The sequence below is a fragment of the Marinomonas pollencensis genome (assembly GCF_003387375.1).
Taxonomy (GTDB): Bacteria; Pseudomonadota; Gammaproteobacteria; order Pseudomonadales; family Marinomonadaceae; genus Marinomonas; species Marinomonas pollencensis.
In genome coordinates this window covers 245,642-266,154 of sequence record NZ_QUNG01000005.1, presented here as the reverse complement: position 1 = coordinate 266,154, position 20,513 = coordinate 245,642, and the positions used below count along the sequence as shown (strand labels likewise).

The following is a 20,513-nucleotide window of genomic DNA, read 5'->3' as shown; positions in this document are numbered from 1 at the left end:
TTTTCTATGTATGTGTTAGACCATGCTATTGCAATGCAAATTGTTAGCCGAACCATGGCTATCTTGGATTACAACGTGAACGTGATGAACAGCCAAGGAACCATCTTAGGCTCCGGTGATAAACAGCGTATTGGCACGGTTCACGAAGCGGCGTTATTGGCCATAACACATAATAGGATAGTTGAAATCAAGCAAGATGCCTCTGACAGCTTGATGGGCGTTAAACCCGGTATTAACGTCCCCTTACACCATCATGGCAATATTATTGGTGTGATCGGTATTACAGGGGACGTTAGTGAGCTGAAACAGTATGGTTTACTGCTCAAAATGACGGCTGAAATGATTGTTGAACAAGCTAATTTGCACGAAACCATACAGTGGGAAAATCGCCAAAAAGAAGAGTTTATTCTGCAATTGATTCGTGCCGACTTTACTCTTAGCCCTCAAGCTGTTGCTTGGGCTGGGCAATTGGGGATTGACCTTGAAACGCCCAGAGTCGCTGCGATTATTGAAATCAGTGATGGCGGCGGCAGCCTAAAAGAGCTAGTGCATTTATTGCAACATCCTGAGCGTGACAACCTAGTTGCGATGATATCCTTGAACCAGTTAGTTATTTTGAAACCAGCCTTTCTTGATGGACTAAACTGGGATCCTGAGTTGGAAAGTCGGCGGATAGATCAACTGTTAAAGCGTTTACCTAAGGCGCTGTCTGAGCACACAAAAGTCGCGTTAGGGCACTATTTCCCTGGCCTAGAAGGTTTGTCTCATTCTTATCAAACGGCCCAAGACACACTCATCTCGGGTAAAAAGTTCAACCCAGAAGAGCAAAAGTACTTATTTGAAGAGTACTCGTTACAAGTTTTGTTATCTGGCATGAAGCAAACATGGCGCGGTGAAGTCTTGTCCTCTGCTTATCAAAAACTCTTAATTGCTGATAAAAAAGGGATATTAATCAAGACGTTATCAGCATATATGAAGCATTTTGGTGATTTACAAAGCTGCGCGAATTCCCTGCATATACACAGAAACACATTGCGCTATCGATTGGATAAAATTCAGCGCTTAACCCAGCTTAATATTCATTCTTTGGATGGCTTGTTTAGCTTATATCTAGGTCAATTGATTACTAAATAACCTTTATAATTGGCTGATAAAGCAAGAAATATTGTGCAAATGAACAAAAAAAGCTAGAAAAGAGCGATTATTTCCGGACAATCGTCTAAAGAATCCTAGATTATTTTAATGAATAATAATCTGTTCTAATCCTGAGCGGTTTCTCGCTTCTCCGAATAAAAATTAAAGGGAAAATCATGACACTCGTACTCATCTTGATTGCGGTCATCGTCTTTATTGTTCTGGCAACTTCTAAGTACAAACTTCACCCATTTCTTACCTTAATTCTTGCTGCCTTTATTGCGGCTTTTGCCTATGGTTTACCCAGTAGTAGCATTGCTAAAACGATCACATCTGGCTTTGGTGGCATTCTAGGATATATAGGATTAGTCATTGTCTTAGGTACCATTATTGGCACAATTTTAGAGAAAAGTGGTGCCGCTATTACCATGGCCGATGTCGTCATAAAGCTATTAGGAAAGCGTTTTCCGACTCTTACCATGTCGATTATTGGCTATCTAGTGTCTATTCCCGTGTTCTGTGACTCTGGCTTTGTTATCTTAAATTCTCTCAAACAATCTATGGCCAATCGAATGAGAGTATCGAGTGTGTCGATGAGTGTGGCATTAGCAACGGGCTTGTATGCAACTCACACTTTTGTGCCGCCAACCCCCGGCCCGATCGCAGCCGCAGGTAATTTAGGTTTAGAGTCGAATTTAGGTTTGGTGATAGGTGTCGGTTTGCTTGTCTCGGCTGTGGCTGCAATTGCTGGTATGTTGTGGGCGAACCGCTTTGCTAAGGTGGCACCAGATGGCGAAGGCGCAGAAGCCCTCAGTGCGGAAAATGAAGATTATGAAGCCCTGAAGCAAAGTTATGGTGTGTTGCCTAGCCCGGTAAAAGCATTCTCCCCTATTTTTATACCCATTTTGCTTATTTGTTTTGGATCTATCGCTAATTTTCCTTCGGCACCATTAGGCAAAGACGGCCTTTACCAAACGTTGGTCTTTTTAGGGCAGCCGGTGAACGCCTTGTTAATTGGTCTATTCTTGTCTTTGCCATTATTAAAGGGTACTAACAAGGTGACCGAGTTTAGTGAGCGTATTAGCGAAGGCTTGGTGTCTGCCGCCCCTATTTTATTGATAACGGGAGCGGGCGGCGCGTTTGGCGCAGTTTTAAAAGCCACCCCTATTGGTGACTATTTGGGGTCGACTTTGTCGGCGCTGGGAGTAGGTATTTTTATGCCGTTCTTAGTGTCTGCCGCGCTAAAATCTGCGCAAGGCTCATCGACGGTTGCATTGGTAACCACCTCGGCACTGGTGGCGCCTTTACTTGGCCAGATTGGTTTAGACAGCGAAATGGGTCGTGTGCTGACAGTAATGGCAATAGGTGCTGGTGCGATGACGGTTTCCCATGCCAATGATAGTTTCTTTTGGGTGGTGGCTCAGTTTAGCCGAATGAGTGTTAACCAAGCTTATAAAGCGCAAACCATGGCAACGCTTATTCAAGGTGTGAGTGCTATGTTTGTGGTGTATTTGTTGAGCCTAGTGTTGCTTTAACGTAACCGCTTAACCTAGACACTCTGCGTTTTTGTTTGGGTGTCTATTTCTCTTTTTGAGCGCTCGATTTTCTGGATGTGAGTGCGTTTGTTAATGACTAGTTTTTTTATTAATAGGTACTCTTTTATGAAAATTGTTATCGCTCCCGATTCGTTTAAAGAAAGTTTAAGCGCGCTAGGTGTCTCAAATGCCATTGAAGCAGGCTTTCGCCAAGTTTTTCCTGATGCTGAGTATGTCAAAGTGCCAATGGCCGATGGCGGAGAAGGTACCGTGCAATCAATGATTGATGCGACCGAAGGCTACTTTATTGATGTCTCCGTGACTGGCCCTCTTGGTGAGCCTGTGATGGCACAGTATGGCGTGTTAGGTAATCAAGCAGATAAGCCCAACACTGCCATTATTGAAATGGCATCCGCGTCAGGGCTGCACTTGGTACCGAGGGAGCAGCGAGACCCGCGTATCACCACCAGCTTTGGTACAGGTGAGCTGATTAAAGACGCGTTAGATCGTGGTATTGAGCACATTATTCTTGGTCTTGGTGGCAGTGCGACCAATGATGGTGGTGCAGGTATGGTGCAGGCATTAGGCTATCAGCTGCAAGATGAAAATGGGCAAGCTATTCCGTATGGTGGTTTGGCGTTAAAACGATTGCACTCGATTGATGCGAGTCTGGTACACCCTAAACTGGCAAATTGTGTGATTGAAGTTGCTTGTGATGTGGACAATCCGTTATGTGGTGAACGAGGTGCATCTGCTATCTTTGGTCCTCAAAAAGGGGCAACGCCAGCTATGGTTGAGGCATTAGACCAAGCTCTTGCTCACTTCGCTGATGTGATAGTTGAAAGTGGACTAGATGATCAGCGCTTACTGGCTGGCGCTGGCGCTGCTGGCGGTATGGGACTTGGTGTCAAAGCGTTTTTACAGGGTGAATTAAAACCTGGCATTGAGATTGTTATGTCGACGGTAGCATTTGCCGATAAGTTGAACGGTGCCGATTTAGTCATTACCGGGGAAGGACGTATTGATGGTCAAACGGCTTTTGGTAAAACCCCAATGGGGGTACTAACTCAGGCGAAAGAGAAAGGCATTCCAACGATTGGCATTGCAGGTTGTTTAGGAGATGGCGCCGAGATTATGTTGGAAAAAGGCATGTTAGCTATTTTTCCTATTATTCCTTTCCTTCATTCAATAGAGCAGATTCTTGCTGAAGCCGAAGAAAATGTTACTTATACCGCTCGTAATATTGCACAAAGTATTCAGCTTGGTGGCCAGTTAAACGGCTAGTTGTATTGAACACTCAGTACAAAACAGCCGGTTAACTCGCTGTTTTGTACTTTGCTCAATGATTTACTTAACTCTGGTAGCACTCGCCGCTTGCTTTGAGGCACTATCCGGAGCCTTGGCAGTGGGTAATTGATGGCTATCCCAGCCTCCTCCCAACGCTGCGATAAGCTGTACGCTGTTCACTAATTGGGTGCTGATTAAGCTCAATTGGCTCTGCTGCTGAGTGAGGCTGGTGGCTTCTGTCGTGGCAACATCTAAGTAATCAATCATGCCTAATTTAAATTGATTAAACGTCACCCGAGCCGATTCTTTTGCGTATTTTGTCGCCAGAGTCTGGGCTTTTATTTCATCTTCTAAGATTCGCATTTCGACTAAATAGTCTTCCACTTCCTGAAATGCGCTCAGTACTGTTTGGCGGTAATTAGCCACGTTGGCAGCGTATTCTGCTTTGGCTTGTTTTACCTGTGCTTTGGTTGCACCAAAGTCAAAAATGTTACCACTCAATGAAGGTCCAATGGACCAAGCTCTCGAGGGTAATTCAAACAAATTACCCAGTACGCTGTTTTCAAAGCCAGCACTGGCCGACAAAGATAAATCTGGGTAGTAACCAGCAATGGCTACGCCAACGGATGCATTAGCTGATGCCATACTGCGCTCTGCGAAGGCTATATCAGGGCGTCGTTCTAACAAGGTGGAAGGCAGCGTGGTGGGGACAGATGGCAAGGTGAACGACAGACTGGTAGGTGTGATTGAAAAAGCGGCTGGTGGTTGCCCTATAAGCACAGCAATAGCATGTTCGAATTGGGCGCGTTGCCATTGTAAATCCAGCATTGAGACACGGGTGCTGTGCAGCTGAGTTTGGGCTTGAGATACCGATGCGCTCGATGTATTGCCAAGTTGATACTGGTTTGTCACCACTTTTAAGTATTTCTCATAGACCGCAATATTGGTTTGATAAAGACGTATTTTTTCGTCCAGTACACGCAATTGAAAATAGTCTTGCGCCAATGATGATTGCGCGCTTAATGTTGCCGAAGCCAATTCTGCCGCACTGGCTTGGGCGCTGGCTAGGTTGGCTTCTCGAGTGCGACGCAGCTTACCCCATAAATCTATTTCCCAGCTGACGGTAGCTTGGGCTGAATAGGCATTACTGGTTTGGCTTTGGCTGCCTGAGCGTGTTGCACCAGCATTGGCGCCTATGGTTGGGTACAAATTGGTGCCCGCCTCTTCTGCCACTTCTTTAGCTTTTTCATAATCGGCCGCATACTCAGCGACATTTTGATTATTAATTTCTACCTGTTTAAGCAGCTTGGATAGGGGGTCATCTTGGTACACTTGCCACCACGCCCCTTTTGGTTGTAAGTCCGCAGGACTGGCTTCTTTCCAACCTTGTGCTTCTTTGAATTGTTCACTTGTTGGGGTGTCAGGACGCTGATAATCAGGCCCTACCAGACTACAACCTGAGACTATGAGAGAGATAACCCCCAATCCGAACACTTGTATAAGTCGATTATTCATCATTATCCATTTTATCTTTGGTTACAGCTGGGGCTAATCTCCCCTCGCCTTGTGTCGCTTCTTCTGGCCGAATAAGACGTTTCCATAGTCGGCTGCTGATCGCGCTAATGCGCTCCATGTATAGATAAACCACCGGTGTGGTATAGAGCGTGAGAATTTGGCTTACCAACAAGCCTCCGCAAATAGCAATGCCTAATGGGCTGCGTAGGTCGGCGTCGCCGCCACTATCAAGGGCCATGGGAAGGGCTCCAAAAAACGCTGCAAAAGAGGTCATCATGATAGGTCTAAAGCGTTTTAGGCAGGCTTCACGGATGGCATCTTTGGCGCAGAGTCCGAGGCGTCGTTGGGCGTCTAAAGCAAAATCAATCATCATAATCGCGTTCTTTTTAACGATACCGATCAGTAATAAAATCCCAATAAAGGCAACGACGGTGAGTTGGGTATTGGTGATTTGCATCAGCAACAAAGCCCCTAAACCTGCTGAAGGCAAGGTCGAAAGAATCGTTAATGGATGAGCGAAGCTTTCGTAAAGCATACCTAAGATCAGATACACCGACAGTAAGGCCGCGAGTATTAACCATGGCAAGCTATTGGCGAAGGCCTGTGACAGCTGCGCACTGCCAGCGTAATTCGCCACAATCGTGCTTGGCAAGGCCAGCCTAGCCAGCTCAGTTTTGATGGCTTGCTGGGCCGTTTCAAGGGTGCTACCATCGGCGGTGTTGAATGCAATGGTGACGGTTGCAGAAAGGTCTTGATGGGCAACGGATAAGGACGCATTACCACTTTCTAGATGAGTAAATTCACTGATCGGAATGACATCACCTTGGTCGTTAACGATATTAAGATAGTTCAATACGTCGCTGTTACTGGTGTAGTCACTGGTTAACCCCATGACCACATGATATTGGGTAGAGGCTTTATATAGGGTGGTAATTTGCCGCTGGCTAAATGCGTTGCTTAACAGTGTGTCAAAGTCGTCAACGGAAACCCCTAATCGTGTTGCCGCTGCTCGGTCGATGACAATCTGAACCTCTTGCCCGCCTTCTTGTAAGTCAGAATCAACACCACTTAGCTGGGGGAGCTTAGAAAGCGCTGTTTTAACCTTGGGCGCCCAAGCGCGTAAGGTATCAAGGTTGTCAGATTGTAGGCTTAATTGATAACTGGCATTGGCGCTACGGCCGCCCACATGAATGTCGCTGGCAGCGCGCAAAAAGAGGCTTCCATCGGCTAATTGTTGGGCTTGCTTATACAAGCGGTTTGCAACTTGGCTGGCGGTTGCTTGGCGTTCGTCGATAGGTTTAAGGCGCACAAAAAATTGCCCAATATTTCGTGAACCATGGCGGGCACTGCTAATAGAGCTCATCACCCCAGCAACGGCTGGGTCATTTTGAATCATTTGAGAGTATTTACGCAGGCGTGGTTCCATCGCCGCAAATGAGGTATTTTGATCAGCTCGAAGCGCGCCAAATAGGATGCCGGTATCTTGGTTTGGAAAGAAGCCTTTTTGTACCGTGCTGTAGAGGTGCAAGTTAAGAAAAATCGTTGCCAATAAGGTCAGCATGGTCAGTCGCTTGTGGGTTAGGATAAAGTCTAAGCTGATCTGGTAGGCGCTTTGTAATTTGCTAAACCATGATTCAATGATTCGATAGAACCAAGGCGCTGTCTTGGTTTGTGTTTGGCGACGAAGCATTCGTGAACACAGCATCGGAGTCAGTGTAAGGGACACCAACATAGAAATAACCAAAGCCACGGATAAGGTCACGGCAAATTCACGCAACAATTGGCCAATCATGTTGTTCATAAAAAGCAAAGGGATAAACACGGCGATGAGGGAAACCGTCATAGCTAAGACAGTGAAGCCGACTTCTTTGGCGCCTTTGAGAGCGGCTCTGACGGGCCCTAAGCCCTCTTCAATGTGCCTTGAGGTGTTTTCCAAGACAACGATGGCATCGTCAACCACAAAGCCTGTCGAAACGATCAGCGCCATTAATGATAAGTTATCTAGGCTATAACCGAGTAAATACATTACTGCAAAGGTGCCGAGCAATGAGACGGGTAAGGCCATTGCCGGAATTAATAAGGCGCGACCATTGCGCAAGAATACAAAGACCACCGCGATAACTAATGCCATTGCAATCAGTAATGTGCGCTCTGTTTCATGCAGTGCAGATCGTACCGTTGGAGAGCGATCCAAGACAATGTTTAGTGAGGCGTCTTTTGGCAGCAGCTTGTTGAACATGGGCAGCTGTGCCTTGATGTCGTCTATGGTCGACAGCATATTACTGCCCGACGATTGAGTGACGCCAATATTGATCGCGGGTTGATTATTGTAGTAGCCCACATTGAAACGGTTTTCAACACCATCTGACACCTGTGCCACATCAGATAACTGGATCGCGACGCCATCTTGATGATAAATGATCAAGTCGGCAAATTGCTTTGCGTTCAGCAATTGGTCATTGGTGTTGACCATCCAAGTGTTTTTTTCCCCTTGAAGAATGCCTTTTGGCTGGTGGTCCGTGGCGTTCACAATGGCTTTACGCACCGTGTCTAACGAAATGCCATAATGGGTTAATGCTTGAGGGTGCAGGTCAATCCGTACCGCCGGTAGCGCACTACCAAGCAAAGACACCTCACTGACTCCTTGTATCTGTGCAATGCGCGGCTCAAGTTGATTGGACGCAAAGTCATAAAGCTCGCTCGCTGCTAAGGAGGGCGAAGTCAGTGACAGCATAAAAATAGGCGCCGCTGACGGGTTTCTTTTGCGATAGGTGGGTGACGATGTCATGGCACTGGGTAATAGGCTCTTGGCCGCATTAATGGCTGCTTGAACTTCACGAGCCGCGCCATTAATGTCTTTATCGTTATCAAACACCATGACGATAGACGTGGTGCCTTGCGAGCTTGATGAGGTCATTTCACTGACCCCGGAAATTTGCCCTAGTGCGCGTTCAAGAGGCGTGGCAACCGTGGTCGCCATAACTTCAGGGCTCGCGCCTGAAAGATTGGCGCTCACTTCGATCATGGGCGTTGATATGGCGGGTAGACTGGCCACAGGCAACCACTGAAAACCAAGAATACCCAGCAGCATGATGGCCATGGTAATCAGCCAAGTTGCCACAGGCCGGAAGATAAACACGCGGGACAAATTCATGAGTTTAGCCCTTGTGCGCTCTGTTTTTTAAGGCGGCGACGGTGGTAAATCAGTTTATCAAACAGCAAATAAATCACTGGGGTTGAGAACAAGGTGAGTAATTGACTCAAGATCAAGCCACCGACTATGACAAGCCCCATAGGTTGACGTAGTTCGGCTCCCGAACCTTGTGCCAACATCAATGGCAAAGCCCCAAATAAGGCAGCCATAGTGGTCATTAAAATAGGACGTAAGCGCAGTAAACAGGCCTGATGAATGGCCTCTCTTGGTGCCAAGTGCTGTTCTTTTTCTGCCTCTAAAGCGAAATCTATCATCATGATTGCGTTCTTTTTTACAATACCAATCAATAAGATAACGCCAATGAGTGCGATAAGATTGAAATCTGTATCGCGTAATAGCAGAGCAAGAAATGCGCCGATGGCGGCGGTCGGTAAGGTGGAAAGTATGGTCAGCGGGTGAATAAAGCTTTCATACAAAATCCCCAGTACCAGGTACATGGTGAGCACAGCCGCTAGGATTAACCATAAGGTATTGCTGGTGGAGTCAGTAAAGGCCGATGCCGAGCCTTGGTACTTCAGTGTGATGCTGTCTGGCATTTTCAGCTGTTGTAACGTCTCTGTGATTGCCTGCTGGGCTTGTTCTAATGAATAGCCTGCTGACACATCAAACGATACCGTTACCGCAGGTATTTGGCCCAGCCTTGCTTGCATTAAAGCCCCTGTCTTTTGGCTTATAGTCGCCACATCGGTGAGTCGTACCATAGCTGTATCATCGTCGCTGCTGGCGTTACCAGCCAAATAAAGATGATTAAATGTGTCGACTTCATTGAGCGGATTAGGTGGCACTTCTAAAACCACGCGATATTGATTCGACTGGGTAAAAATGGTCGAGATCAAGCGCTGGCCAAAAGCGTTGTACAACGCGGTATCAACGTCTGCGGCAGTAATTCCGTAGCGGGCGGCAATGTCACGATGAATAGTGACAAAACTAACGAGCCCTTGATCTTCTAGGTTACTGATCACGTGACTGAATTGCGCTCTTTGTTGTAGCGCATGAACCAGTTTTGGGGTCCAGTTCGTCAGCTGAGTATTATCGGTATCATCTAGGGTGAATTGGTATTGGCTTGGCGTAATCTGATCATCAACAGTGAGGTCCTGTTGAGCTTGTAGGTACAGCTGAATACCAGGTAGGTCTGCGACCTCATCACGCAATCTATTGATAATGGCAGGAGCTCGGTCGCTGCGTTGTTCAAAGTCGGTTAGGTTAATTTGTAGCATGCCTCGGTTAAGGCTGGTGTTTTGTCCATCAACCCCAATTGTAGAGCTAATACTTTCCACATCTGGGTCGCTGAGTAAGCGGTTAATCAAAGCTTGTTGGCGCTTGGTCATTTCTTTGAAGGAAACGCCGTCTGAGGCTACGGTAATTCCGCGAATAGTGCCGGTATCTTGGGTCGGGAAAAAGCCTTTCGGCAAGGTAATGTACAAACCTACGGTTAATAGTAAGGTGCCAAAGATTATCCCTAAAGCGATACGCTGATGGTTTAACACCTTATTTAGGGCGCGATCATAAGCGGCGATGACTCGATCAAAGACCTGCCCTCCTTTCTTATAAAAACGACTTTGCTCTGCGTCTGGAATGCGGCGTAGTAAATAAGCGCACAACATGGGGGTTAAGGTCAGTGATACCACCATGGAAACTAAGATAGAAACCGATAAAGTTATCGCAAACTCACGGAATAAGCGGCCGACAACATCCCCCATAAAGAGCAATGGGATCAACACCGCAATCAGCGAAAAGGTGAGCGAGATTACAGTAAAAGCGATTTGTTTTGAGCCTTTTAATGCGGCTTGTAAGGGAGATTCCCCCCGCTCCAAATGGCGTGAAATATTTTCCACCACAACAATGGCATCATCAATGACAAAGCCAGTGGCAATGGTCAGTGCCATTAAGCTCAAGTTATTGACGCTAAAGCCAGCCAGATACATGACGACAAAGGTGCCAATTAAAGACAAGGGAACTGCGATACTGGGAATTAATGTGGCGGCGACATTGCGCAAAAAGAGAAAGGTCACCATCACCACCAAGGCGATAGACAGCATTAATTCAAATTTCACATCGCTGATGGAGGAGCGAATTGTCTGTGTTCGATCCGATAAAATGGTCAGTTGAACACTGTCTGGAAGCAGGGTTTTTAGCTGAGGCAATCTGGCTTTGATATTGTCGACGACATCAATGACATTGGCGCCAGGCTGGCGTTTTACTTGCAAAATAATGGCTGATTTACCATTCGCGGTAGCGGATAAATAGTCATTTTCATTGCCGGATACCACGTCAGCGACGTCTTTTAAACGCAGTGCTGCATTATTTTCGTATTTTAAAATTAGCTCAGCGTATTGATCTGGGCTGTCTAATTGGTCATTGGAATCAATTGTTATCGAGTGATATTTGCTATCAAATCCCCCTTTCGAGCCATTTAAGTTGCTGTTATTAATCAGAGTGTAAATGTCTTCGAGGGTTAGGTTATGAGCCGCTAATGCTTTAGGGTTTGCCTTGATACGAATGGCTGGCTGGTGGCCGCCCGCTAAGGTGACCAAGCCAACGCCTGAAATCTGTGACAGTTTGAGGGCCACACGCGAGTTGATCAGGTCTTGAACCTTGCTCAGCGGTAAAGTATCTGAGCTGGCGGCGATAGTGAGTACCGCGCCATCGGCAGGGTTGACCTTTTTGTAAGTGGGCGAATAAGGTAAATCAGAAGGCAGCAAGCTATCTGCGGAATTAATGGCGGCCTGTACTTCTTGCTCGGCAACGTCGAGCGCAAGAGAGAGATCAAATTTTAGGGTAATGATAGACGCACCACCCGAACTGGTGGAGTACATCTGATTTAACCCTGACATTTCCCCTAGCTCTTGTTCAAGGGGGGCGGTTACCGAGGTAGCCATAACATCAGGGCTAGCCCCAGGGTACAAGGTGGTGACCTGAATGGTAGGATAATCTACCTCTGGTAGAGCCGATACTGGCAATAAGGTATAAGCAAATAGACCTGATAACAGTATGGACACCATCAGCAAAATGGTGGCTACTGGGCGCTCAATGAAGAGTCGAGACGGGTTCATTGGTGATCCTTTCTCTGCTCGCTGTTATTGCGTTGTTGAATCATTCGAGCCTTACTTTGTTGATTGTGATTACCCGACTCGCTGTGAGAGCGCTGTTTAATAACTCGAACCTTGCTGCCTTCGATTAAATTATCAATCCCAGTGGTGACGAGCTGGTCCCCTGCCGTAACCCCAGTGAGGGCGACTATTCTGTCCTCGCCATCAACAGGACCTGTGGTAATCGTTTGCTTATGCACCTTGTTGTCCGCAGCAATGATAAAAACAAAGTCCCCCTCGTCATTGCGTTGCAATGCCGCTTTCGGAATCACCACAGCATTGGTTAATTGCGCCACTTTCATGCGCACATTAACGAATTGGTTGGGATATAGGATTTCATTGTCGTTGTTAAATTGCGCTTTTAATTTGACGGTACCTGTGTCGCTATCGACGCTATTACTGATATTGGTAAGCTCGCCTTGTGCTAATTCTTGCTCCCCCGTTTGATTAAAAACAGTCACTTCAAAGAGCTGTTTTTTACGCAGCCCTTGGAGTACGGGTTGTAACTGAGCTTGCGGAATATTAAAGGTGACAGTGATGGGGTTGATCTGGGTCACGGTGACGATAGAGGTTGAGTCAGCAGTCACCAAGTTGCCTTGGTCTACATCGAGTAGCCCTGTATAACCACTGATTGGTGAGTGAATTTTAGCGTACTCAATGTCCAGTTTAGCTGCGTCGATTTGAGCTTTATCAGTGGCTACTATGCCTTGATACTGGCCGACTGTCGCCGCTTGTTCTTGTACCGCTTGGATTGAAATAGAATCTTCTTTCGCCAGCTGTTGATAGCGCGTTAATGTGGCTTGCGCACTTTTTAATAACGCGGCATTTTGTGCTAGCTCTCCTTGATATTGAGCCAAGGTCGCCTGATAGCTGCGATCATCAATTTGTGCGAGTAACTGCCCTGCTGTTACGTACTGGCCTTCACGAAAAAAGACTTTTTGCATTTCCCCTGTGATGCGGCTGGTGACAGTCACAGAAGTATTGGCTTTTACTGTGCCTAAAGCATCTAAAAACACCGCAACATCTGCTTGGCTCGCTTTATCCGCATACACTGCTGTTACCTGATTAGGGTTAAAGCGCCTTCTTCCACCTGGTCCTCCAGGGCCGCCACCGGGGGGCCTTTGGCGTTCGCCTTTATGAGCGCCAGGGCCACTTTGTGAAGGGCCCTCAGCGCTAATGTAGTGCCAGCCAAACCAGCCGCCAGCGATCACTAGAACGGCAAGAAGGAGTAAAAATAATCGCGATGTTTTTCCTGAGCGGGTCGTCATTGCTACGTCACTGTTGTCAAAATGATGATAATGGGTGACCAAAGTAAGCGACGTTCTTGTTTTAACCAGAAACGAAATAAGAAGATGTCTTACTAAGGATAAGTGGTCATCAGTCTATGAATAATCCATGGACCAACAATTCTTTTTACCTTTATTTACATAAGCTTACGTATGAGGATAAAGAAGCTGGAAAAGACTCAGAGAGCGGCCTTATGTGAAAGTTGTAGAATCGACAAGAAAGGCATAGTAAGCGCTGTAGAGTGGCTGAATCGGGCACCAAGGAAGGGAAGCATAATCACCGCTAAGCGCAGCGGAATTGGACAAGAAGAAATAGGAATCAGCAACCACAGAGGAGATCTGTGGTTGCTGAAGCGGGTTATTTCCCGATACAGAAGGAGCCAAATATGCGGCCAAGTAAATCATCACTGGTGAACTCACCGGTGATTTCACTTAGTGCTTGCTGAGCTTCTTTTAGATCTTCTGCGAGCAATTCACCAGCACCATAGCCGTGAAGTTGCTCATTTCCAGCGTCTAAGAATTGATTGGCTTTGTTTAAAGCTTCGATATGTCGACGACGGGCAATAAAACCACCTTCAGTCGTGCTGTCAAAGCCCATAACCGCTTTTAGGTGCTTGGTAAGGTCATTGACGCCCTCACCTGTTTTTGCAGACAGAGAGATCACAGGAACACCATTGATGACTTCTGTTCCAGTGGCTTCTTTGGTGAGGTCAACCTTATTGCGCACCAGTGTCAGGTGTTTGGTGTCGCCAAGTTTCTCCACAAAGTCAGGCCAAATTTCATTAGGGTCCTTACTGTCGATGGATTGACTATCGACCATCATCAAAATACGGTCCGCTTTATCGATTTCATCCCAAGCACGTTGAATACCGATGCGTTCTACTTCATCTGGGCTATCCCGTAAGCCGGCAGTATCAATAATATGCAATGGCATTCCATCGAGGTGAATGTGTTCACGCAAGACGTCGCGAGTGGTGCCTTCAATATTAGTAACAATGGCAGAATCTTTGCCAGATAACGCGTTTAGCAAGCTGGATTTACCAGCATTTGGACGCCCTGCTATTACCACATTCATCCCTTCACGAATCAAAGCGCCTTGGTTGGCTTCTTTAAGTACATCACGCAGTTTTGCTTGGATCCCCGCTAACTCATTGGCCACTTTACCATCGCCAATAAAATCGATTTCTTCTTCCGGAAAATCGATGGCGGCTTCCACATAAATACGCAAATGGATTAATGCTTCAACCAGTTCATTGACGTGTTTAGAGAATGCGCCTTGCAACGAGCGTAATGCGCACTTAGCGGCTTGCTCTGATGAGCTATCGATTAAATCGGCAATCGCTTCGGCCTGCGTTAAGTCCATTTTATCGTTCAAAAAGGCGCGCTCAGAAAACTCACCAGGGCGCGCTAAACGTGCTCCTAGGGTGACGCAATGGGTCAGCAACATGTCCATAATGACAGGGCCACCATGGCCTTGCAGTTCAAAGACATCTTCTCCAGTGAAAGAGTTTGGCCCTGGGAAATATAAGGCGATACCTTCATCAAGCTGCTCATTGTTGGCGTCGTTAAACGGCACATAGTGGGCATAACGGGGCTTGGGTTCAAAACCTACGATGGTTTTTGCAATGGCACGGCTTTTGGGGCCGGATAAGCGAATAATACCTACGCCACCACGGCCGGGTGCGGTGGCTTGAGCAACGATGGTGTCTTGGTCAGTGGCGTATTGAAAGTCGGTCATAATAACACTCTGTACGGTGACTTTATAAGGTGAAAGTAATGGCTATGTTGCCATTGTCCGTTAGCCTGAGGAGCATGGCAATCTAAACGTAAAAAAGCCTCCCGAGGGAGGCCTTTGTTAAGCAGGTAGCAACTAGTTAAAGTAGCTAGTCCTCTTTTTCAATACGCTTAGTAATGATGTACTGCTGTACGATCGACAAGCTGTTGTTGGTTACCCAGTACAGAACAAGACCTGCAGGGAACCACAAGAAGAAGAAGGTAAATGCGATTGGCATTAGCTTCATCAAGCGTGCTTGCATTGGATCTGGCGGAGATGGGTTCAACATCTGCTGACCGAACATACTTAGACCCATCAAAATAGGCAGTACGAAGTATGGGTCCATAACAGATAAGTCATTAATCCATAGCATAAACGGAGCGTGACGTAGTTGTACCGACTCCATTAGTACCCAGTACAAAGAAAGGAACACTGGCATTTGTACCAAGATAGGTAGACAACCGCCTAGAGGATTGATCTTTTCTTTCTTGTACAGCGCCATCATAGCGGCTGACATTTTCTGGCGGTCATCACCGTATTGTTCTTTTAGCTTGGCAATTTCAGGACCGAATTTGCGCATTTTCGCCATTGAACGGTAGCTGGTTGCAGACAACTTGAAGAAGATGGCTTTCACACAAACTACGATCAGGATAATAGACACACCCCAGTTAATTACCACGGATTGAATCAGTGTTAATAACCAGAAAATAGGTTTCGCTAACCACCATAACCAGCCGTAATCGACAGTCAGGTCAAGGTTTTCAGCGGTTGCTTCAAGGTGGTCTTCAAGTTTCGGACCGACAAAGAAAGTAGAGCTCAATGTGCCTTGCGTGCCAGGTGCAATTTCTACTGCAGAACCGGTGAAACCGATTAGGTTAAAGTCACCATTGGTGCGTGCTTGCAGAGTAAATTTCTTACCTTGCTCAGGCACCCAAGCGGTTACGAAGTAGTGTTGAAGTACCGCAACCCAACCCTTTTCTGAAGATACTTTTACTGGTTCTTCTTCCATTTTATCGAAAGAAACCTTCTCGTATTTTGTGTCTTCATCTGAGATTGCGCCACCTAAGTAAGGCTGTAGACCCATGCTTGTCGCTTGGCTTGGGTCTGGCGAATTATCACGTTTGATTTGACCGAATAAATTACCACGCCAGGTTTGGTTTGTGGTGTTATCAACGGTGATCAATTGACGGATACGGTAGTTGCCTTGCGTGAAGCGGAAAGTTTTGGTGTATTTCACCCCTTGTGCATCTGTGTAATACAGATTCACATCTAGACTGTCTTTCCCTTGCTCTAAAGCATAAGAGGATTTGTCAGACTGGTACACAGGGCGGCCATCAGGCGATGCATCAGGACCGTTAGGACCAATTAATCCACTTTGAGTAATATAAGTATGGGCAGCATCGTTCTCTAAAATGACGAAAGGATCAGGCTGGCCTAATTCTTTGGTGTATTTAAGAAGAGCAGCACCAACAATATCACCGCCGACAGGATCAATGGACACTTTTAGTGTATCGGTTGTTACCTCGATAAGCTTTCCTGGAGCAATAGTTTTAGCATTGCTAGGGATTGCATTAACACTGGTGTCACTGCTGTGAACGGCGTTAGGTAAATCTGTGTCTGACGAAGCATTCGTCGCAGATTCTGTTTGAGTTGCTTGAACTACGCTTTGTTGGGACTGAGGACCATAGTCTTGGGTCCACTGTAAAAACAGCAGGTAGCCACTGACAAAAAGCGCACCCCATAAAAAGTAACGTCTGAAATCCATGGTATTCAACTAATTTGTTTGGTTGGACAATGGGTTCACAGAACCCTATTTAAAAAAACACGCGCTATTAAACCAGCCTTTGACTGTTTTTTCAGCTTATTTCTGACTCGAATGGCCGCGTTTTTGATTAGGTGATGATTTTTTCGACTTTTTCGCCAGTTGATCCCACGCTTTATCGAGGCGTTTGTGCAACGTTGGGTTGTCTAATTCTTTAATGCCCTGACGAGCTAGAAAGACAATGTCGAGACCTGCAAGAGGAATTTTGTGGTGGCGAAACGAATCACGTACCAAGCGTTTGATACGATTCCGGCCTACTGCACGTTTATCCGTTTTTTTAGCAACGATAAGACCCAAGCGAGTTTGGTCATCATCTCGTTTTGTCGCCAATAGAAGGAATTCACCTGCGAAGACTTTGGAGGAGGTGTTATTAAATACGGATTGATAATCCCCGGCATTCAGAAGTCTGACATGCCGAGGAAAACAATATTCGGTCATCAGCGTGTTTATGCGCTTAGTACCTTACGGCCGCGAGCACGACGACGTGCAACGATTTGACGTCCGCTTTTAGTAGCCATACGAGCACGGAAACCGTGGTTACGTTTGCGTTTTAGAACACTAGGTTGGAAAGTTCTTTTCATCTTTATTCACTCACTGAAGCAGTGTTTCAGTTTTGAGGGTTAGCCTTAGCCAAGCCTCAGCATTTGATTCAAAATCAGGGCGCGGATTTTAAAACCTTTCCTTAAGGAATTCAATCATTAGCAAGGCTTAATTGTTAAAAAAATAACCACACATTCCATTAAATAGTTACACACAGACTTTTACCTGCCCTGTGGGCAGTTTGTTTTTGAGTTTTCAAAAGTTATAAACAGAATGATTTTTCTGTTATTTATGTGTATAAAAATCAAAAGGATAGCTTTGAAACCAGCTGTGGATAATAAAATCGAGAAAGCGTTGTTAATATGTGTATAAGTACCTGTTTTATGCACACCAAATCAATTTTATCTACTGGTGTGTATAACCTTACCTGTTATTAACAAAAATATATTTTCATACAGAGAATCCTTCTTTTTCCATTTATGTGTGGATAACTAGGTTTTCGCGAGGTAAAATCCGCTTCTTATTTCTGTCACTCAACCGAGGAGTACGTCTACAGTGTCTTTGGAGCATTGGAATCTTTGCCTGCAACGCCTGCAGGATGAGTTTTCCACATCGCAGTTCAACACTTGGATTCGTCCGTTACAGGCTGAAATGACGCCCAATGGCGAATTGTGCCTACGCGCACCCAACCGTTTTGTTTTAGATTGGGTGAGTAACAAGTATCAAGCGCGTATCAAAGAGTTGTTGTCAGAGTTTGCTGGCACCGACCCTTCGCCGACTTTACGTTTTGCTGTTAAAGAGCAAAATTTTGCGCAAGCGAATCAATCTGCACCGCCGCCGCCAGCACCACCAGTCGAACCTATTTCTAGCCCATTAAATAATGAAGTGGCGAATGAATCCGGTTATCGACCAGGGGTGGGCTTTGGCTTAATGGATGGCGAAGGCAGCCAGCATGCTGATTTAGAATTCGAAGCGCCATTAACCTTATCGGGAGCTGGGCTACGTGGCCATGACTTGGAACCTTATGAACAAGGTCAGTTACCGCTGACAGCACCGAAACGTAAAGTGGAAGTGGAAGGCGGAATCAACCACGGCGCTAATCTTAATAACTCCTTTACTTTCGAAAACTTCATTGAAGGTAAATCGAACCAACTTGCCCATGCTGCCGCGTTACAAGTCGCGGAAAATCCTGGCGGTGCGTACAACCCACTCTTTATATATGGTGGTGTTGGCTTAGGTAAAACTCACTTAATGCAAGCCGTTGGTACAGAAATGATGCGCCATAATCCTAATGCGAAAGTGGTTTATCTGCATTCTGAGCGCTTTGTGGCAGACATGGTTAAAGCGTTGCAATTGAACGCGATTAACGATTTTAAGCGTTATTATCGTTCGGTTGATGCGCTGTTAATTGATGATATTCAGTTTTTCGCGGGGAAAGATCGCACCCAAGAGGAATTTTTCCATACCTTTAATGCCTTATTGGAAGGCGGCCAACAGATGATTTTAACCTGTGACCGTTACCCGAAAGAAATTCAGGGTTTGGAAGACCGCTTAAAGTCTCGTTTTGGATGGGGATTAACCGTTGCCATTGAGCCACCAGAGCTGGAAACCCGAGTCGCTATCCTGATGCGTAAAGCGGATGAAAGTGGCGTGAAATTGTCTTATGACTCTGCCTTTTTTATCGCTCAAAAAATTCGTTCTAATGTGCGAGAATTGGAAGGTGCATTAAAGCGTGTGATTGCGAACTCTCACTTCACTGGTCGTGCCATTACACCAGATTTTGTTCGCGAGTCACTAAAAGACCTTTTGGCCTTGCAAGATAAGTTGGTGAACATTGATAATATTCAGCGCATTGTTGCTGAGTATTATAAAATCAAAATCAGCGACTTATTATCGAAACGTCGCAGTCGGTCTGTTGCTCGTCCTCGTCAAGTGGCTATGTCACTGGCGAAAGAACTGACCAACCACAGTTTGCCTGAGATTGGCGATGCCTTTGGTGGCCGTGATCATACCACTGCTTTGCATGCGATTCGTAAGATCAAAGAACTACAAGATACGGATTCTGATATCCGTGAAGACTACAAACAATTGATGCGAATTCTGACCACTTGATGGTCTAAGACATTGAGTTAACGGGGAAAATAATGAAATTTTCAGTTGTCCGCGAGACACTTCTTAAGCCACTTCAATTGGTGGCGGGCGTTGTAGAGCGTAAACAGACCATGCCAGTTTTGGCCAATGTCTTGGTGGAAGTAAAAGACCAAACATTAACTTTGACCGGTTCGGATTTAGAAGTGGAATTAGTGGGCCATGTACCATTAGATGAGTGTGAAGATGGCCGCATCACAGTGCCTGCTCGTAAACTCATGGATATCTGCAAAAGCTTGCCAGACAGTGCCGTTATTGAATTTACGCTGGATGAGCAAAAAGCGGTGATTCGTTCTGGACGTTCACGCTTTAGCCTGTCGACTTTGCCGGCCGATGAGTTCCCGAATATTCAAGATATGCAAGGCGATTTGGTTGTCGCTATCCCACAAGTAAATGTGCGCCGTTTGATCGATCGTACTGGCTTTGCGATGGCTAACCAAGATGTTCGTTATTACTTGAACGGCATGCTGTTTGAAGTCGCAGATGGTCAATTGCGCGTTGTTGCGACTGATGGACACCGTTTGGCAACAGCAGTAGAAGACGCTCAAGTAAGTGGTGATCTAACGCAAGTGATCGTACCGCGTAAAGGGGTGTTGGAATTAAACCGCCTCTTAAACGACAGCGAAGAAACCGTAGAGCTTACTGTTGGTTCCAATCATATTCGTGCCAAAGTGGGTGAATATGTCTTCACTTCGAAACTGGTTGATGGCAAGTTCCCTGATTACCACCGAGTGATTCCTCGTAATAACGAAAAAATTATCATTGCGGATCGTCTTGAGCTACGCCAAGTTTTCTTGCGCGCTTCGATTCTATCTAACGAAAAATACCGTGGTGTGCGCTTGATCTTGTCAAATGGCATGCTGCAAGTGTTTGCGAATAACCCAGAGCAAGAAGAAGCGGAAGAATCCGTTTTGGTTCAATACCAAGGCGACAATTTGGAAGTGGGCTTTAATGTGGGCTATTTGTTGGATGTATTAGGTGTGGTCGATACTCAAGAAGTACGTCTCTCATTGAATGATTCGAACAGCAGTGCTCTTATTGAAGAAGCACAAAGCCATGCAGCACAGTATGTTGTGATGCCAATGCGTCTGTAATCTTTATTTGAAACCGCTTGGCTTGCTGATAGCAAGTTCAAGCGGTTTTTCCCTCCCTTCGATTAAGGTTTTAAC

Annotated in this window: 13 protein-coding genes; 5 read left to right on the top strand and 8 right to left on the bottom strand. The window is 46.0% G+C overall.

The window, feature by feature from the left end; genetic code table 11:
* The first annotated feature begins 6 nt into the window (after positions 1 to 6).
* The 3 genes from DFP81_RS09595 to DFP81_RS09585 all read left to right on the top strand — a co-directional run bounded on the left by DFP81_RS09595 (position 7) and on the right by DFP81_RS09585 (position 3,953).
* Complete coding sequence (locus DFP81_RS09595) at positions 7 to 1,134, top strand: sugar diacid recognition domain-containing protein (RefSeq protein ID WP_115897551.1); 1,128 nt, start codon at positions 7 to 9, stop codon at positions 1,132 to 1,134.
* 176 nt (positions 1,135 to 1,310) lie between these two features.
* Positions 1,311 to 2,669, top strand: coding sequence for a GntP family permease (locus DFP81_RS09590; protein ID WP_115897550.1), 1,359 nt, complete (start codon positions 1,311 to 1,313; stop codon positions 2,667 to 2,669).
* Between the two features lie 126 nt (positions 2,670 to 2,795).
* Complete coding sequence (locus DFP81_RS09585) at positions 2,796 to 3,953, top strand: glycerate kinase (RefSeq protein WP_115897549.1); 1,158 nt, start codon at positions 2,796 to 2,798, stop codon at positions 3,951 to 3,953.
* 63 nt (positions 3,954 to 4,016) lie between these two features.
* Here DFP81_RS09585 and DFP81_RS09580 read toward each other — a convergent pair whose 3' ends face one another.
* The 8 genes from DFP81_RS09580 to rpmH all read right to left on the bottom strand — a co-directional run bounded on the left by DFP81_RS09580 (position 4,017) and on the right by rpmH (position 17,237).
* On the bottom strand, positions 4,017 to 5,474 hold the full coding sequence (locus DFP81_RS09580; protein WP_115897548.1) for an efflux transporter outer membrane subunit: 1,458 nt from the start codon (positions 5,472 to 5,474) through the stop codon (positions 4,017 to 4,019).
* Complete coding sequence (locus DFP81_RS09575) at positions 5,464 to 8,625, bottom strand: efflux RND transporter permease subunit (RefSeq protein WP_115897547.1); 3,162 nt, start codon at positions 8,623 to 8,625, stop codon at positions 5,464 to 5,466. The genes DFP81_RS09580 and DFP81_RS09575 overlap by 11 nt, the downstream gene beginning before the upstream one ends.
* Positions 8,622 to 11,738, bottom strand: a complete 3,117-nt coding sequence (locus DFP81_RS09570; protein WP_115897546.1) for a multidrug efflux RND transporter permease subunit — start codon at positions 11,736 to 11,738, stop codon at positions 8,622 to 8,624. The genes DFP81_RS09575 and DFP81_RS09570 overlap by 4 nt, the downstream gene beginning before the upstream one ends.
* The gene (locus DFP81_RS09565; RefSeq protein ID WP_115897545.1) at positions 11,735 to 13,042 is read right to left on the bottom strand and encodes an efflux RND transporter periplasmic adaptor subunit; all 1,308 of its coding nucleotides are present in this window, start codon (positions 13,040 to 13,042) and stop codon (positions 11,735 to 11,737) included. Before DFP81_RS09565 ends, DFP81_RS09570 begins: the two co-directional genes overlap by 4 nt.
* Positions 13,043 to 13,418: 376 nt before the next feature.
* A complete protein-coding gene (gene mnmE, locus DFP81_RS09560) occupies positions 13,419 to 14,798 on the bottom strand; it encodes a tRNA uridine-5-carboxymethylaminomethyl(34) synthesis GTPase MnmE (RefSeq protein ID WP_115897544.1) in 1,380 nt (459 codons plus the stop codon).
* Between the two features lie 145 nt (positions 14,799 to 14,943).
* Positions 14,944 to 16,599 (bottom strand): membrane protein insertase YidC, encoded by a 1,656-nt coding sequence (gene yidC / locus DFP81_RS09555; protein WP_115897543.1) that lies wholly within the window; start codon positions 16,597 to 16,599, stop codon positions 14,944 to 14,946.
* Positions 16,600 to 16,695: 96 nt separating this feature from the next.
* The gene (gene rnpA / locus DFP81_RS09550; RefSeq protein ID WP_115897542.1) at positions 16,696 to 17,094 is read right to left on the bottom strand and encodes a ribonuclease P protein component; all 399 of its coding nucleotides are present in this window, start codon (positions 17,092 to 17,094) and stop codon (positions 16,696 to 16,698) included.
* A gap of 8 nt (positions 17,095 to 17,102) precedes the next feature.
* Positions 17,103 to 17,237, bottom strand: coding sequence for a 50S ribosomal protein L34 (gene rpmH, locus DFP81_RS09545; protein ID WP_084035504.1), 135 nt, complete (start codon positions 17,235 to 17,237; stop codon positions 17,103 to 17,105).
* Between the two features lie 514 nt (positions 17,238 to 17,751).
* On the opposite strand from rpmH, the gene dnaA reads away from it, so the two are divergent.
* Positions 17,752 to 19,308 (top strand): chromosomal replication initiator protein DnaA, encoded by a 1,557-nt coding sequence (dnaA, locus tag DFP81_RS09540; RefSeq protein WP_115897541.1) that lies wholly within the window; start codon positions 17,752 to 17,754, stop codon positions 19,306 to 19,308.
* A 32-nt stretch (positions 19,309 to 19,340) separates the two neighbouring features.
* Positions 19,341 to 20,438: a DNA polymerase III subunit beta gene (dnaN, locus tag DFP81_RS09535; RefSeq protein ID WP_115897540.1), complete on the top strand. Its 1,098-nt coding sequence runs from the start codon at positions 19,341 to 19,343 to the stop codon at positions 20,436 to 20,438.
* The last annotated feature ends 75 nt before the right edge of the window (positions 20,439 to 20,513 follow it).